Origin of the sequence: Alkaliphilus metalliredigens QYMF (assembly GCF_000016985.1) — a bacterium.
GTDB lineage: Bacteria > Bacillota > Clostridia > Peptostreptococcales > Natronincolaceae > Alkaliphilus_A > Alkaliphilus_A metalliredigens.
Map to the genome: position 1 here is coordinate 4,596,239 of NC_009633.1, position 15,158 is coordinate 4,611,396.

Sequence of the window (15,158 nt, forward strand, 5' to 3'; positions counted from 1 at the left end):
TAGCATAAATCGGGCTCCTGTTTTCCTTTTTATTATGTAGGATTTGCCTTCAAAGACAATCTATTATATTATGTCATTAAACTTTAGATTTAAATCATAGGATACATCCTACCCATTGTCCATTTTACTACGTCTCAATAACCCTTGTCAATATTATCGTAAACAAGGGAACGACTTAATTTTATGCATTTCTCGCTTCTAAATAACGCTCTAATTTGCGTTTGACACGTTGTAAGGCATTGTCAATAGATTTGACATGGCGTTTTAAATCACAAGCAATTTCCTGGTAAGATCTTCCTTGTAGATACAACATCAACACTTTCCACTCCAGGTCACTTAAAATTTCTCCGATTTTCCCTTCAATATGCCCTAACTCTTCTCGACAAATAATTAGCTCTTCCGGATCCGTTACCTTTTGCCCTGAGATAACATCCAAAAGTGTCCGATCAGACTCTTCATCGTAAATGGGCTTATTTAAAGAAACATAAGAATTAAGTGGGATATGTTTTTGTCTAGTAGCCGTTTTAATCGCCGTAATAATCTGCCTCGTAATACACAACTCAGCAAAAGCCCTAAATGAAGACAGTTTGTCCGGTTTGAAGTCTCGAATCGCCTTATAGAGTCCAATCATTCCTTCTTGTACAATATCTTCCCGATCAGCTCCTATCAAAAAATAGGATCGGGCCTTGGCTCTAACGAAGTTCTTGTATTTTTTTATCAAAAACTCCAGTGCAGCCAAATCACCATCTTTAGCACTTTCAACTATATCTTCATCCACCACATCGTAGTTCCCCGTTACATTTTTTATCGCCCCAACACCCACACACATCGCCTCCGCAGATTTAGTAATATGCCCAAAATCATGACAATATTATACCTTAATATATTATGTAAAGTCAAGTGAATTCACGACCCCCGTCTGAATTTTTCGAGTTTTTCTAAAATGGTTTCGTCTAACCTCGAAGATATATCATTTCGTTCCTGGGATAATTTTTCACCCTTTTTCTTGATCTTTACTTTTATATTTTGGAATTCTAAAACTAATTCCCTAACAGAAATTCTCGTGGCGCCTCCCCCTAAAACCATTTGTTGCTCTGCCCAATCGTTGGTTGCAACTACCACACGATTCCTTATAGAAAGTTCAGTAATCAGCCTTTCTATATAAGAATCTGCCGTCTGTTTTTCCTTGGTAAAAACAACTTCAACACCTTTAAGTTTCTCATTTTTTTGCATGCTCCCCTTCACTAAATGAGCATCAAAAACAACAATCACTTCGATTCCCTTGAATGACCCATACTCAGCCATCATTTCCAGCAGCTCTTTTCTAGCGCCATCCAAATCTCCTTGACATAATTCCTTCAGTTTTGGCCATCCATTCAATACATTATACCCGTCTAGGACCAAATATTCCTTCAAAGCCTTTCCTCCATCCTACTTTTCCGCAGAAATCCGTTGTCTATAAGCCTCATACATTAATACGGCTGCTGCTACCGAAGCATTTAGAGAAGATACCTGTCCCGCCATGGGAAGTTTGACTAAAAAGTCACATTTTTCCTTGACCAATCGAGAAATTCCACTTCCTTCACCACCAATGACCAAGGCAAGGGCTCCCTTGAAATCAGCTTCAAAATGCAGCTGTTTCCCTTTCATATCAGCCCCGGCTACCCAGACACCTTTTTCCTTAAGTTTATCTATTGTTTGAGAAATATTGGATACCTTTGCCACAGGAACGTATTCAATGGCACCTGCCGAAGTCTTTGCCACTACAGCTGTTAAACCTACAGCTCTCCTTTTAGGAATAATAATCCCATCTACCCCAACTGCATCAGCTGTTCGAATAATAGATCCCAGATTATGGGGGTCCATAATTTCATCCAATATCAGTATAAATGGCGATTTGCCTTTTTTCTGTGCATTTTCTAGTATCGTCTCCACGTCACTATACTCATAAGCCGCCACTTGGGCAATGACACCTTGATGTGCATGAGACTCTGATATTTGATCCAATTTTTGGCGTTCCACATATTGAACAATAATATTCTGATCCTTAGCCATGCCAATAATCTTTTTCATGGAGCCTTCTTCAGCTCCCTTAGCAATTAACAATTTATCAATTTCACGTCCTGCTTTCAACGCTTCTAATACAGGATTGCGTCCTTCTATTTTATCTGTTTTCATTCTTCCACCTCATTAATAGAGCTTATCGCCCTTTATAGACCTTGAAACCGTTCTTTTACTTCCTTCATTTTACCACAGCTCATACTTCCCTCTGGGCACTTTCCGTGAATACATCCTGGTCCACAATACTTAAAGACCGTGGGTGCAACGTCTTTTAGCAGTCGTAGCATCTCAATGGCTAATTCCTTGATTTCCCACTGGGCCCGATTACAGCATCGGTGATGGAAAAAGTTAAATAAAGCCCTGGCATTCATTGTAACAACGATCTTTGTTTCACAGGCATTGGGCAAGACAAACCTTGCATCTTCAATGGCTTTCTTTTCTGCCATTGATTTTGCTTGTCCTGGAGATTGCCCCCCATCAACGAACCCCTGATAGTGTTTCTGAAATAATAGTTCTGCTAACCGGTCATATGCACCTTGAATCTCTTCCATTGTTTTAATAAAAAGAACCACTGCTCGTGGATCACTCTCCACCTCTGGGGGAATCACGTACTCAAAGCTTCCCTCCTTCACATAGCGCTGACTCTTCTGAGAATAACTAGAGCCAATACGATGTCTCACAAGCTGATGCGTTAAGCTTCTTGATACCCCCTCAATGCCAAATGTGAAGCTAATATGCTCAAAAGGTGATTCATGTCCTAGACCCGCCAGCATATCGATAAACCCTTTCACTTTATCTTCCTGCAAGTTTGATCTTAAGCTCTGAATATCACTGTTAGAGTAGCACAGCTTTGCCGCCGAAGCAGTTAGTTTTTCTGGTTCTGGTGTGTGTCCAATTAATTCTACCTTTAAGTTTGTTTTCATCCTTTGGTCCCTCCTTTAATCTGCATCTCTTTTACCGGTATAACATAAAAAAGATATGCTCTAACCTTAGCCCGATACTGTCCTTCAAGGACCACTTCAACCTGTTGATCCATTTCTTTATCGAAATAACTAATTTCTGTGGTTCCTTCATCTGACTCTTGTAGTACAAATAGTACACGATAATGTAGAAGTCCTAATTTTTCCAGCAATCCACTGTTCTCCAATGGTGCTGTACTTGAAGCATAGGATTGAAACTTTCCTCGTTCTCCTTCTAACACACCAGCAGGGTCATACCATAATGATTTACCAATCAACAAAACCATCAAAATGCAAGCAATGATCAACATACTCTTTGATCGCCTATCCATTTGAATCCCCCTTACCGCTTGTCCAATATTTCCATAGAGCGACTCATTACTTCCATTAAACGCTCTGTTTTTCCCATGTAAAACAAGTAACCGATTAATGCCTCAAATCCCGTAGCGTATTTGTAGTCCATTAAGTCTGCATTTTTAGGAACCGTTGCCGGTTTCTGGTTACGTCCCTTCTTAATCACCCGCCACTCTTCTTCAGACAATTCCGCCTCCAAAGTTCGAACAATCGTTGCCTGCGATTGCGCCTTTACATAGCCAATGGCATCCCTATGATAGGCTCCTACCAGCATCTTTGTTTGGGTAATCAAATGATTTCTCACATACACTTCGAAAATAGCATCTCCTATATAGGCCAACACCAAGGGAGGTATCGCTCTTACTTCCTGTACCTTTTTACTCTGATTTTCCTGTAATTTTTCCAAAAAATCCTCCATATTCACCCTGCTCCTATGCATTTTCCATTGTCTTTTTTATCACTCATCTTATTATATGTTATTTTTATACTTTTATCAATTTCCCATGAAAGAACAGGCAAAGTGACCCAGTATTCAACCTTCTGGGTCGCAACTTTGTTGCTATTCTTTTCGCCACTTAACACCTTGGGAGGTGTCTTCCAATACAATCCCTTTTTCCTTCAAATAGTCACGAATTTCATCTGATTTAGTAAAGTTTTTCTCTATCCTTGCTTGCTGTCGCGCTTCAATTAATCGTCCAATTTCCTTATCTAAACTTTCCTCTTCTTTCCTCAGCAATCCCAAGACGCCAGTCAACTCTACCAACATACCGTAGGCAGCTTTTACAGCCTCTTTAGATGCTTCACCAGTGATATAAGTGTTCATATCCCTGACCAAATCAAAAATAACAGCGATTCCGTCGGCAGTGTTAAAATCGTCATCCATTACACGATTAAATTCCTCAGAATAATGCGTTAAGGAGTCGATCCATTCCTTTTCAGTTTCTTTCATTTCCTCTACCTTGGTATTTTCTAGTATATGCTCTAAGTGATTCTTTGCATTGTATAATCTCTCTAATCCACTTTTGGCCGACTCTAAAAGTTCTCGACTAAAGTTGACAGGGGTCCGATAATGGGCTGAAAGCATGAAAAAACGTAAGCTTTCAAGATCATACTCTTCAGCAATTTCACGGGGAGTAAAGAAGTTATCCAGTGATTTAGACATCTTTTTATTATCTATATTCAAGTACCCCACATGAATCCAATAATTAGCAAAGGTCTTTCCAGTACAAGCTTCACTTTGGGCAATCTCATTTTCATGATGCGGAAAGACTAAATCTCCTCCCCCACCATGAATATCAATGGTTTCTCCTAAATATTTCTTAGCCATAGCCGAACATTCTATGTGCCAACCTGGTCGTCCCGATCCCCATGGACTTTCCCAACTTGGTTCCCCAGGCTTCGCTGTCTTCCACAGCACAAAGTCCAGTGAATTTCGTTTGGCTTCATTTACTTCAATTCTAGCTCCTGATTGAAGTTCCTCTAGGTTCTGTTTAGAGAGCTTCCCATAATCCTCAAATCGAGATACATCGTAATACACATCACCATTCACCTCATAGGCTACATTCTTTTCAAGTAATTCCTGTATAAACGCAATAATCTCCGGAACATTTTCCGTTACCTTGGGATGAATATCTGCTTGATCGACCCCCAGAGTGGCTGCGTCTTTAAAGTACTCAACAATAAACCTTTCACTGATCTCCTTAGCTGATACAGCCTCCTCCTGGGCCTTTTTGATAATTTTATCATCTATGTCGGTAAAGTTTTGCACGAATGTGACATCATATCCTCTGTAAACCAAATACTTCCTCAATGCATCAAATACGATAAACGTCCTCCCATTACCAATATGAAAATAATTATACACCGTAGGTCCACAAGCATACATCCTTACTTTTCCCTGCTCAATTGGTACAAATACTTCTTTTTTCCTTGTTAGTGTATTATACAACCTCATCTTTGTCGCTCCTCTCAACTTTCTTTAGCATTTGTTCAAGTTTATTGATTCGTTGGTTTAAAGAATTTAACTCCTCTGAAATAGGATCCGGAAGCTTACCATGTTCTAAGTCAATTGCATCGAAGGCTAGAATTTTCTTGTTATCCCTTATGACAACTCGTCCTGGAATACCCACAACAGTGCAATTTTCAGGTACTTCCCTCAACACCACAGAACCAGCACCAATCTTGGAGTTGTCTCCCACTTTAAACGGCCCCAATACTTTAGCCCCTGTAGAGATCACAACGTTATTGCCTATTGTAGGATGGCGCTTTCCCTTCTCTTTTCCAGTTCCACCTAATGTAGACCCTTGGTATATGGTCACATTATCACCAATCTCTGTAGTCTCCCCAATGACAACTCCCGTACCATGATCAATAAAAACACCTTTTCCCAGCTTGGCTCCAGGATGAATCTCTATCCCTGTCAGAAAACGGGCAATATTGGAAATAACACGTGGCAACACTACCCATCCTCGTTTATAAAGACCGTGAGACATTCGGTGGATTAAAATTGCATGTAATCCTGGATAACATAGGATCACCTCCACAAAGCTCTTAGCCGCTGGATCTCGTTCAAAGATAACTTTAATATCCCCTCGAATCACCTTAAAAAATTTCACTATTCCCATACCTCCCAGTCTCTTATTTTTCACTATATAACAAAAACTCCGTCCTTGGCCTAGGCCAGAGACGGAGTTTTATCCGCGGTTCCACTCTGATTGAATGACTTAATCATTCCTCTCGAGGTCGATAACGGGACCACCGATTCACTCTACTTTTCCTTCGAGCTACAGCTCCCAGGTGCATTTCAATCTCCCTATCCTTTAAAATCACTCTCAACCTTTGGTGATCTCTCTCTGTTAAGGGGCGAGATTTACTTCTCCTGATCTTCGCTTTTCTATCATATTAAATTAGTCTATGCAAGACTAGATCAAATGTTCCTTGACATATTGAATTCGACTCTTCAGATTTTCTTTTCCTAAGACCTTAATAATCAAAGGAAGATCTGGCCCATGCTCTTCTCCCGTTAATGCAACTCGAATTGGTTTGAAAAGTTTCGGTCCCTTAAACCCTTTTTCCTTCTGAATTTCCTTAAGAGCTTTTTTTCCAAATGCATCATCAATTACCTCTGCAGCTTCAACCTTCTCCAAGAAAGCCTCTAGCAGCTCTGGTAAATGAGCTTCCTTTAATATTTCTCGCGCTTCATCACTCTTAGGTTCAATGGCTGTCTTAAAGAAAATATCCACATGATTAACAATATCAGCTACATAATCCAGTCTCTCTTTCAATACCCCCACCAAATCCTTTAGCCAGTCATACTTTTTCCCTACCTCTGCCTCAGTAACATACCCAGCTTCAATCAGATACGGGATGGCTAAATCTACAATTCGATCAGCAGTACTTTCCTTAATATAATGATTGTTAATCCAGTTTAACTTATTCACGTCAAAAACGCCACCACTTTTAGAAACTCTTTCCAAAGAAAAGTTCTCCTCCAGCTCAGTCATGGAGAATATTTCTTGGTTATCCTCAGGGCTCCAACCAACCAGTGCAATATAATTCACTAAAGCTTCTGGGAGATACCCTTTTCTCATAAAGTCTCCTACTGCAACATCCCCCTGTCGCTTACTTAATTTTTTCCGTTCTGTGTTTAATATGTTAGGAAGATGAACATATTGCGGTGCTTGCCAGCCCATTACCTCATAAAGGTAAACATGCTTTGGCGTAGAGGGTAGCCATTCTTCCCCACGAATCACGTGGGTAATCTCCATCAAATGGTCATCAACAACCACAGCAAAGTGATAGGTGGGAAATCCATCGGACTTAATCAGCACTTGATCATCTAAATCCCCAGTATTCATCGTCACCTTACCTCTTACAATATCGTTAAACTCAATGTCTCTATTTTCTGGGAGCTTCAATCGAATTACATAAGATTCTCCCGCTTCTATTTTTTCTCGAACCATTTCTTTAGGGTTCTCTCGACAGTGTCCATCGTATTTAGCCGTCTCCCCAGCAGCTTTTTGTTTTTCTCTCACTTCATCCAATCGCTCCTTTGAACAGAAGCAATGGTAGGCATGTCCCTCTTCTAGTAATTTAGTAATATGCTCCTGATAAATCGGTAGCCTCTCAGATTGAATATAAGGCCCATACTGGCCCTGTTGTTTCAATGTCTCTTCTTCCAGTACAACCCCTTCATTATGAGAAACTCCAGCCCAATCCATGGATTTAAGCATCCCTTCAATGGCACCCTCCACAAAACGACTTTGATCTGTATCCTCTACCCTTAAAATATACTTTCCCTGATTTTTTCTTGCAAATAGATAATTATATAATGCTGTTCTCAAACTCCCTATATGTACAAACCCTGTAGGACTTGGTGCAAACCTCACTCTAACCGACTCCATTGATAACCCTCCTATATTTAACAATATTTTGTTCCCATTATACCCCATTCCCTTGACTTGTTCAAGGAAAGCCTTATGTTTAAAGTCCTCTATCCAAGGAAACCTAAAATCGACTGAAAAAAACTTCGAATCATCTCTATAATTCGTTGCAGCAAAGAGGTCACTTCTTCAGTGTTTCTTGCAATACGACCTAATTGTTCGCCCATTTTCACCAATTGTTTTTGTATTTCCTCTGTATTGAGATTTAAATCCGCTATTCGATCCATTAAGCCAGTCATTTGAGCAATTTGTTCGTCAGTTAAGTTTATATTTAAGTTTCCTGCAATTTCAATGATAATTCTTTTAATTTCTTCGGGATCTTGGGTTCCTCGTCTAACAACCTCTTCCTTCACCTCTCGAACCAATCGACTGGCCTCTTCCCTACCAATTTTATCTCCTAGCTGGCCTGTTGTGACCATTTCTTCATTGGCAATCCGTTTTTGTTCATCGCTAATTTCCTGTCCGGTCACCTCTTCAAATGCCTTTATGATCCCAGTTAAAGCAGCCGTTCCCGAAACATCAAAGGGAGCAGCGGCAATCACCCTTGCATCAGTGACCCCTGCAGTGACCATTGCATTTGCATACATCTCTTCAGTTACCCATGTAATATTATAGGTTTCCACATGAATTCCTTCACCCTCCCCTAAATTTTCTACATAGGCGGAGGATATTGCTCGGGTTCCAATTTGTCTATCAGTCGCAATCCCTTCTAAATACTTACGCTCTTCAGCATTTGTAATTTCAATGATTTTTACAGAGGTTTCCTCTACCTGAAACAGATCTAGCAATTGGGTTCTTTCTTCACTTTTTAAATCCGCTCCTAATGTAACGACTTGATTTCCTTGGCCCCACACTTGTCCTCCCAAAAATATCATTATAATTGTCACATAGATTATGTATCTACTTTTATTATTTTTCAATGCTCTTACCTCCTAGGTGATCTTTATTATCTCACTGGTGAAACAAATTATACTTACCCCAGACTTTGTCCAACACTAACAATAGCTTGGGCTGCAATCCCTTCACCTCTTCCAACAAAACCGATCCCCTCAGTGGTGGTTGCCTTAATGTTTACTTGTTCTACCTTGATCCCAAGGACTTCAGCAATATTCCTTCTCATCAATTCTATATAGGGTGCCATTTTAGGTTCTTGGGCAATAATTGTGGCATCAATATTATTGGCAACATAGGCCTTTTCTGCCAACATTCGTCCTACCTCATTAAGCAAATACAGACTACTTTCCCCTTTATACTTTTCATCAGTATCCGGGAAATGCTTTCCTATATCTCCCAAAGCTACTGCACCCAACAAGGCATCCTTAATAGCATGAAGTAACACATCTGCATCAGAGTGCCCCAACAGTCCTTTCTCATGAGGAATTTCCACTCCCCCTACTATCAGCTTTCTTCCTTCTACCAATCGATGTACATCATACCCTATTCCCACTCGCATTGTTCTCCATCCTTTCTTTGGTTCAGTATCCCTTGTCCAATGATTAAATCCTCCGGAGTTGTTACCTTGATATTTTCATAAATACCCAAGACAACCTTAACGGTATATCCTGCCGCCTCCACAAGCACTGCGTCATCTGTACCCACTCTTTCAAAGTCCTCCGCCTCTTTGTATGCTCTTTTCAGAATGCCACTTCTAAAAACCTGAGGCGTCTGCACTGCCCATAGTTGCTGTCTTTCAGGAGTTTCCACCACTTCCATTTTTTCATTTACTCTTTTAATCGTATCTTTAACTGGTACAGCCACAATGACAGCCCCTTCTTCATAGGCTACCTCTATACTTTTTGTTATCACTTCTTTTGTAATAAAAGGTCTTGCTCCATCATGAACCAGCACCACTTCACAAGCTTCCTCTAATTCCTCCAGTCCGTTTTTGACTGAATTTCGTCTCTCGCTTCCTCCAGCCACAACTTTTCTCACTTTTTTCAGGCCATACTTTTTAATAATCTGCCCTTGGCAGTATTCCTCTTCTCCCGATGCCACGACTAAAATGATTTCATTTATTTCACTATGCTTTTCAAATACCGCCAATGTATGGTATAAGATCGGTTTATTCTCCAACATGATGTACTGTTTATTATAGCTTCGACCCATTCTCTTCCCTTTCCCTGCTGCAACAACAATTACTGTTACTTTAGATGCTACTGCCACTGTTCCGACACCCCTTTAGTCAATCTATTTGACCTCATCATTATATCATTTTTTTCACTGAAACCACAGAAAAGGGATCGTTATATAAACAATCCCTTTTATTATATACTCTATTTAGTTTTTAAGCAGTTCGATCAGCTAAAGCCTTAGGCTTTGCAAATATCATTCTTCCAGCAGCGGTTTGAAGTACACTTGTAACTAATACATCAATATTTTGTCCAATATACTTTTTACCACTTTCTACAACAATCATCGTTCCATCATCTAAATAGGCTAGACCCTGTCCCGATTCTTTTCCATCCTTCACTACATGAACAAACATTTCTTCTCCCGGTAAAACCACCGGTTTCACTGCATTTGCCAGTTCATTGATATTGAGAACAGGTACGCCTTGAAACTCCGCAACCTTGTTTAGGTTATAGTCATTGGTGACAACCTTCCCATCCAATAACTGCGCCAGCTTCAAAAGTTTCGTGTCTACTTCTGACATGTCTTCAAAATCCTTGTCATGGATCTGAACCTCAATATCCAGTTCTTTTTGAATTTTGTTTAAGATATCCAAGCCTCGTCTGCCTCTGTTACGCTTTAAAGCGTCAGAAGAATCAGCAATATGCCTTAACTCCTCCAAAACAAATTCAGGAATGACCAATGGCCCCTCAACAAAACCCGTTTTACAAAGATCTGCAATTCTACCGTCGATGATTACACTGGTATCCAATACCTTAGGCGAAACCCTTGACTCTTTTTTATTCCCTCGGTCTCTTACTCCAACTTTCTTAAATAAAGTATTTAAATTTTGAAGTTCATCCATCTTTTTAATGGCAATGGTCACACCCAAATACCCCATAAAAATATACACAATAGTCGAGAGAATTGTACCTATAAGTGGTATTGGAATGTTATTTAATAGTTGTCCAATCAGGAAGGCAATAATCAAGCCTCCAATAAGTCCAATTGATCCTAGTATCACATTAGCCGTGGGAATCTTCGCAAGTTCCAATTCAATCCAATTAGCAGTATTCCTCCCCTTATTGATAAGCCAAGGCGCTAACATAAATAATAAAAAACCACCGAGCAAAGAAGAAATAATGATTCCACTTGCATATCCCACAAAGTTATCTGATGTGTTTGTAATCCCCATGACATTAGTGATGTAAATAAATATCCCCAACCCCGACAAAGCTCCAAGGGCTGTTACTACCCCTCGAAGGATTCGATTAATCATTAAACCACCTCCTATTCCATGATTATAACCAATTTTTTACTTTTTGAATCGAATTTATCAATAATTTAAGAGTAATTTAAGAGTAATTTAATAAAACACCTCTCTTGCCAGGTGAGTTTTATTTATTCTTGTACTACGTTTTCAATCCAATCCAGAACTTCTTGCTCTTCTTTATCTGTAGAGAGCACAACTTCACTAACCAATATCTGTTTTGCATTGTTTAACATTTTTCGTTCTCCAGTTGACAATCCTTTCTCTCGATCCCGAAGAAGTAAGTTCCTTACTACTTCAGCTACAGCATAGATATCGCCACCTTTAATCAAATCCATGTTCGCCCGATACCTTCGGTTCCAATTTTGAGGCATTTTAGTCGTATCGGCAGCTAAAACAGCAAAAACTTGTTCTACTTCTGCTAAGCCTATGATGGATCGAATTCCCACCTCTTCTATATGATCCAATGGAATCATGACTTGCATATCCCCTAAAGGCATTTTCATAATGTAATACTTTCTTTTCTTACCTAATATTTCTTTTTCCTCAATTGCTTCTATTACACCTGCACCATGCATTGGATACACTATTTTATCCCCGATATTAAACATCATACTCCCCCTCAATCTTATCTCATTACTGTCTTTTACAGTATACAACAGAAGCATATTGTTGTCAAATAAATTAATAATTTTATCATAGTCATTATTGGTTGTCAACTGGTATTTATGGTTTTTATCTTTTATAATATCTCGTTTTTTGTATACATTAATCTAATTATTTGAAAATACTTGTCTTTATAATAAAATTTACTTTTTTCTCCCGTTGACAAATAAAACATCATGAAAGTATAATGGAATTAATTACATCGCGACTAAAAAATCCGAGGAGTTGAACCTATGAAAACATTCTCACTCAATACTTTCCAAGAACAGGTAGATGATGTACTGATTCGTCATCGAAGCATTCTAGATATTTTAACAAAGCTTCAAGAAAGCAATGCTAAAATGAATCGAGCTGTGGCAAAGTCTGCTACATCTTGTGGTTGTATTACACTTCACGTAAAAAAACAAGAGATTCTCGAAGAAGTAAGTTACTCTGAGCTAAAAGGTTATATGTCTGATCACACATCTGGGGCCCTATGCGATGTATGCCGGGAAAAAGTTGAGCAAGAGATTGCCACCAATCTATTTTATGTTAGTGCCCTCTGTAACCTCTTTAATATTAACGTTGAAGGCGTGTTGCAAAATCACCAAGGACAACTGAAAACATTAGGTAAATATGGATTACTATAATCATCACCCCAAGCTGGAGAGTCATCTCTCCGGCTTCTTACGTTTAAGTTTCTTCTGATTATATATGTCGGTCTAATAGCACCTGTTCCTGCAATCTTCTCAATCCTTCTTTAATAGCACGGGCACGAATTTCTCCAATTCCCTCTACCTCATCTAGCTTTTCAATAGAAGCCTTTAAAATCTTTTGAAAAGATGGAAACTGATTAACTAAATTTTCCACAACAGATCGTGGTAGCCTTGGGATTTTACTCAACAAGCGATATCCCCTAGGAGATATGGCATTATCTAGTTCACTGGCAGCACCTCCGTAGCCTAGGATTTTTGCAATATTAGATAAGTCCAGTAATTCCTCTGACGACAATGCTTTAATCAACTGGTTGACATCTTTAGCATCCATCCCTTCATTAATATTATAATCCAACACCACAGACCTGCCATCATCCTTAACATTTGCCACTAACTCCTCCAGCTGCATACTCACCAGTCTTCCTTCATTTCCCAATTCACAAATATATTTCTCAATTTCAATCACAATCTTCATAACCATTTCAGTTCGTTGTAGTACTAATGCCACATCATAGACAGTGACTAATTTTTCGAACTCCAATGCACTTAGGTTAGTCATGGCTTGATCTAGTACAACCTTATACTTCTCTAATGTTTGAATTGCCTGATTTGCCTTAGTCAAGATTTTATTGGTATCCTGTACTATATACTTGGTATACCCTCTGTATAAGCTAATAATATTTCGTCTTTGTGAAATAGAAATGACTGTCTGCCCGGTTTCCTTTGCCACACGCTCTGCAGTACGGTGTCGAATCCCTGTCTCCGATGACGGAATAGATGGATTGGTCATTAATTGGGTGTTGGCATAAAGGATGTGTTTGGCATCATAACTAATAATAATTGCACCATCCATTTTCGCTAATTCATATAAATAAGCAGGAGAAAAATCTACATTGATAGCAAATCCTCCATCTACCATATCCATTACCAGTTCACTGTCTCCAATAACGATGAGTCCACCGGTTTTAGCCTTTAAAATATTTTCCAATCCTTCTCTCAAGGGTCTTCCTGGAGCCAGAATTTTTATGATTTCAATTAACTGCGTTTCCTTATTTATATCTTCCTTCATTTCACTACCCTCCTAGAATCACGATTACTAGTTTATCAGCAAATGTACATTATTAACTATTTTTTCCTACATTTAACTATTTTATCACTATTATCTTAATTAATCTATTAAATCATGCTACATTTCTCAAAATCAGGATCATTCGTGATTATTTTCCTACTTAAATCAAGGCATAATTAAATTTAACGCTTCTTTTAAGGTACTTACACCTTCAATTCGCATACTGGTATTCCCTTTAATCTTAGCACTACTTCTACCTGGAATCACACCGCAAGCAAACCCCAACTTTTCAGCCTCCTTGACCATCTTTTCCAAATGACCGATGGCTCTTATTTCTCCAGTTAAGCTCACTTCTCCCAATGCAATCAGATCCCGAGATGAGATGGCAACCCCTCTCATACTAGAATAAATAGCCATGGCTATGCCTAAATCCGCCGAAGTTCCTTCCAACTTTAAACCACCTACAACACTCACATAAATATCCTGGTTCATCAATGGCAGTCCTACCTTTTTCTCTAATACAGCAATAATTAGATTCAGCCGATTCAAATCAATCCCCACTGCGGTTCTTCTGGGAAAGCCTGCATTAGCTGGTGTCACCAAGGCCTGTATCTCTACCAGTAGCGGTCTTGTCCCTTCTACGATTGCTACAACAATGGCACCTTCAGCTTGAGGCGTTAGACTTTCTAAAAAAATAGCAGAAGGGTTTTCCACTTGAATTAATCCCTCTTCCTTCATTTCAAAAACCCCAATTTCACTAGTAGTCCCAAAACGATTCTTCAATGCCCTTAATATACGAAATTCCTGTGTGCGTTCTCCTTCAAAATGTAAAACAGTGTCCACCATATGTTCCAACACCCTAGGTCCTGCTAGCTCCCCTTGTTTCGTCACATGGGCCACAATAAACATCGGTATATTTTGAGATTTTCCAATTCGCATTAGATTGTTAGCACATTCTTTAACCTGTGAAACACTACCCGGTGCAGAAGAAAGGTCTTCTTTGAATAGAGTTTGAATTGAGTCGATAATCACAAATACAGGTTGGTACTCTTCAATGTATTTTTCGATGACATCTACATTTGTTTCAGATACAACATATAAGTCTTTCGCTAAGGCATTAAGGCGCTCCGCCCTCATTTTAATCTGCTCTTCTGATTCTTCTCCCGAGACATATAACACCCTACCATGCTTTTCAGCCACAGCACTACTTGCCTGTAAAATCAGGGTGGACTTTCCAATTCCTGGTTCTCCAGAAATCAATGTCAGGGCTCCTTTGACCAAACCACCCCCTAGCACCCGATTTAATTCCTTAATCCCTGTATCAAATCTATTATGGGCTCCTGATTGGACCATTTGGATTGATTGTGGTTTTGTCCGACTCACCATGACAGGAGAACGGTTGAATTCTTTTTTAGATTGGATTATTTCTTCTTCCATTGTGTTCCATTGTTCGCACCCTGGACATCGTCCCAACCATTTAGGTGTCTCATATCCACAGGACTGACATAAAAACTTGCTTTTAATTTTAGCCAC

General features: G+C 39.3%; 17 protein-coding genes and 1 other annotated feature. Of the genes, 1 reads left to right on the forward strand and 16 read right to left on the reverse strand.

Annotated elements, in window-relative coordinates:
• Nucleotides 1-181: 181 nt before the first annotated feature.
• The 14 genes from sigH to AMET_RS22520 all read right to left on the reverse strand — a co-directional run bounded on the left by sigH (nt 182) and on the right by AMET_RS22520 (nt 11,809).
• Entirely contained in the window at nt 182-823 is a 642-nt protein-coding gene (gene sigH / locus AMET_RS22455; RefSeq protein ID WP_012065458.1) for an RNA polymerase sporulation sigma factor SigH, read from the reverse strand.
• Nucleotides 824-906: 83 nt separating this feature from the next.
• Nucleotides 907-1,416 carry an NYN domain-containing protein gene (locus AMET_RS22460; RefSeq protein WP_012065459.1) on the reverse strand — a complete coding sequence of 170 codons (510 nt, stop codon included), beginning with the start codon at nt 1,414-1,416 and terminating at the stop codon, nt 907-909.
• A gap of 15 nt (nt 1,417-1,431) precedes the next feature.
• Nucleotides 1,432-2,178, reverse strand: coding sequence for a 23S rRNA (guanosine(2251)-2'-O)-methyltransferase RlmB (rlmB, locus tag AMET_RS22465; protein WP_012065460.1), 747 nt, complete (start codon nt 2,176-2,178; stop codon nt 1,432-1,434).
• Between the two features lie 32 nt (nt 2,179-2,210).
• Nucleotides 2,211-2,984 (reverse strand): FAD-dependent thymidylate synthase, encoded by a 774-nt coding sequence (thyX, locus tag AMET_RS22470; RefSeq protein WP_012065461.1) that lies wholly within the window; start codon nt 2,982-2,984, stop codon nt 2,211-2,213.
• The gene (locus AMET_RS22475; protein ID WP_012065462.1) at nt 2,981-3,352 is read right to left on the reverse strand and encodes a hypothetical protein; all 372 of its coding nucleotides are present in this window, start codon (nt 3,350-3,352) and stop codon (nt 2,981-2,983) included. Before AMET_RS22475 ends, thyX begins: the two co-directional genes overlap by 4 nt.
• A gap of 11 nt (nt 3,353-3,363) precedes the next feature.
• Complete coding sequence (locus AMET_RS22480) at nt 3,364-3,792, reverse strand: Mini-ribonuclease 3 (RefSeq protein WP_012065463.1); 429 nt, start codon at nt 3,790-3,792, stop codon at nt 3,364-3,366.
• Nucleotides 3,793-3,933: 141 nt separating this feature from the next.
• Complete coding sequence (cysS, locus tag AMET_RS22485; RefSeq protein ID WP_012065464.1) at nt 3,934-5,328, reverse strand: cysteine--tRNA ligase; 1,395 nt, start codon at nt 5,326-5,328, stop codon at nt 3,934-3,936.
• The gene (cysE, locus tag AMET_RS22490) at nt 5,315-5,998 is read right to left on the reverse strand and encodes a serine O-acetyltransferase (protein ID WP_041721237.1); all 684 of its coding nucleotides are present in this window, start codon (nt 5,996-5,998) and stop codon (nt 5,315-5,317) included. Before cysE ends, cysS begins: the two co-directional genes overlap by 14 nt.
• 54 nt (nt 5,999-6,052) lie before the next feature.
• Nucleotides 6,053-6,269 (reverse strand) — a binding site (T-box leader).
• A 26-nt stretch (nt 6,270-6,295) separates the two neighbouring features.
• A complete protein-coding gene (gene gltX, locus AMET_RS22495) occupies nt 6,296-7,777 on the reverse strand; it encodes a glutamate--tRNA ligase (RefSeq protein WP_012065466.1) in 1,482 nt (493 codons plus the stop codon).
• A gap of 89 nt (nt 7,778-7,866) precedes the next feature.
• Nucleotides 7,867-8,736, reverse strand: coding sequence for a DUF1002 domain-containing protein (locus tag AMET_RS22500; protein ID WP_041721238.1), 870 nt, complete (start codon nt 8,734-8,736; stop codon nt 7,867-7,869).
• Nucleotides 8,737-8,789: 53 nt separating this feature from the next.
• Nucleotides 8,790-9,269 carry a 2-C-methyl-D-erythritol 2,4-cyclodiphosphate synthase gene (gene ispF, locus AMET_RS22505; protein WP_012065468.1) on the reverse strand — a complete coding sequence of 160 codons (480 nt, stop codon included), beginning with the start codon at nt 9,267-9,269 and terminating at the stop codon, nt 8,790-8,792.
• Nucleotides 9,254-9,979 (reverse strand): 2-C-methyl-D-erythritol 4-phosphate cytidylyltransferase, encoded by a 726-nt coding sequence (gene ispD, locus AMET_RS22510; protein ID WP_012065469.1) that lies wholly within the window; start codon nt 9,977-9,979, stop codon nt 9,254-9,256. Before ispD ends, ispF begins: the two co-directional genes overlap by 16 nt.
• Before the next feature lie 121 nt (nt 9,980-10,100).
• The gene (locus AMET_RS22515) at nt 10,101-11,204 is read right to left on the reverse strand and encodes a PIN/TRAM domain-containing protein (protein ID WP_012065470.1); all 1,104 of its coding nucleotides are present in this window, start codon (nt 11,202-11,204) and stop codon (nt 10,101-10,103) included.
• 122 nt (nt 11,205-11,326) lie between these two features.
• Nucleotides 11,327-11,809 carry a CarD family transcriptional regulator gene (locus tag AMET_RS22520; RefSeq protein ID WP_330368637.1) on the reverse strand — a complete coding sequence of 161 codons (483 nt, stop codon included), beginning with the start codon at nt 11,807-11,809 and terminating at the stop codon, nt 11,327-11,329.
• 285 nt (nt 11,810-12,094) lie between these two features.
• Here AMET_RS22520 and AMET_RS22525 point away from each other — a divergent pair, with 285 nt between their 5' ends.
• A complete protein-coding gene (locus AMET_RS22525; RefSeq protein ID WP_012065472.1) occupies nt 12,095-12,490 on the forward strand; it encodes a hypothetical protein in 396 nt (131 codons plus the stop codon).
• A 58-nt stretch (nt 12,491-12,548) separates the two neighbouring features.
• Here AMET_RS22525 and disA read toward each other — a convergent pair whose 3' ends face one another.
• Both disA and radA read right to left on the reverse strand, forming a co-directional pair.
• Nucleotides 12,549-13,625 carry a DNA integrity scanning diadenylate cyclase DisA gene (gene disA / locus AMET_RS22530; protein ID WP_012065473.1) on the reverse strand — a complete coding sequence of 359 codons (1,077 nt, stop codon included), beginning with the start codon at nt 13,623-13,625 and terminating at the stop codon, nt 12,549-12,551.
• Nucleotides 13,626-13,790: 165 nt separating this feature from the next.
• Nucleotides 13,791-15,158 carry a DNA repair protein RadA gene (gene radA, locus AMET_RS22535; RefSeq protein ID WP_012065474.1) on the reverse strand — a complete coding sequence of 456 codons (1,368 nt, stop codon included), beginning with the start codon at nt 15,156-15,158 and terminating at the stop codon, nt 13,791-13,793.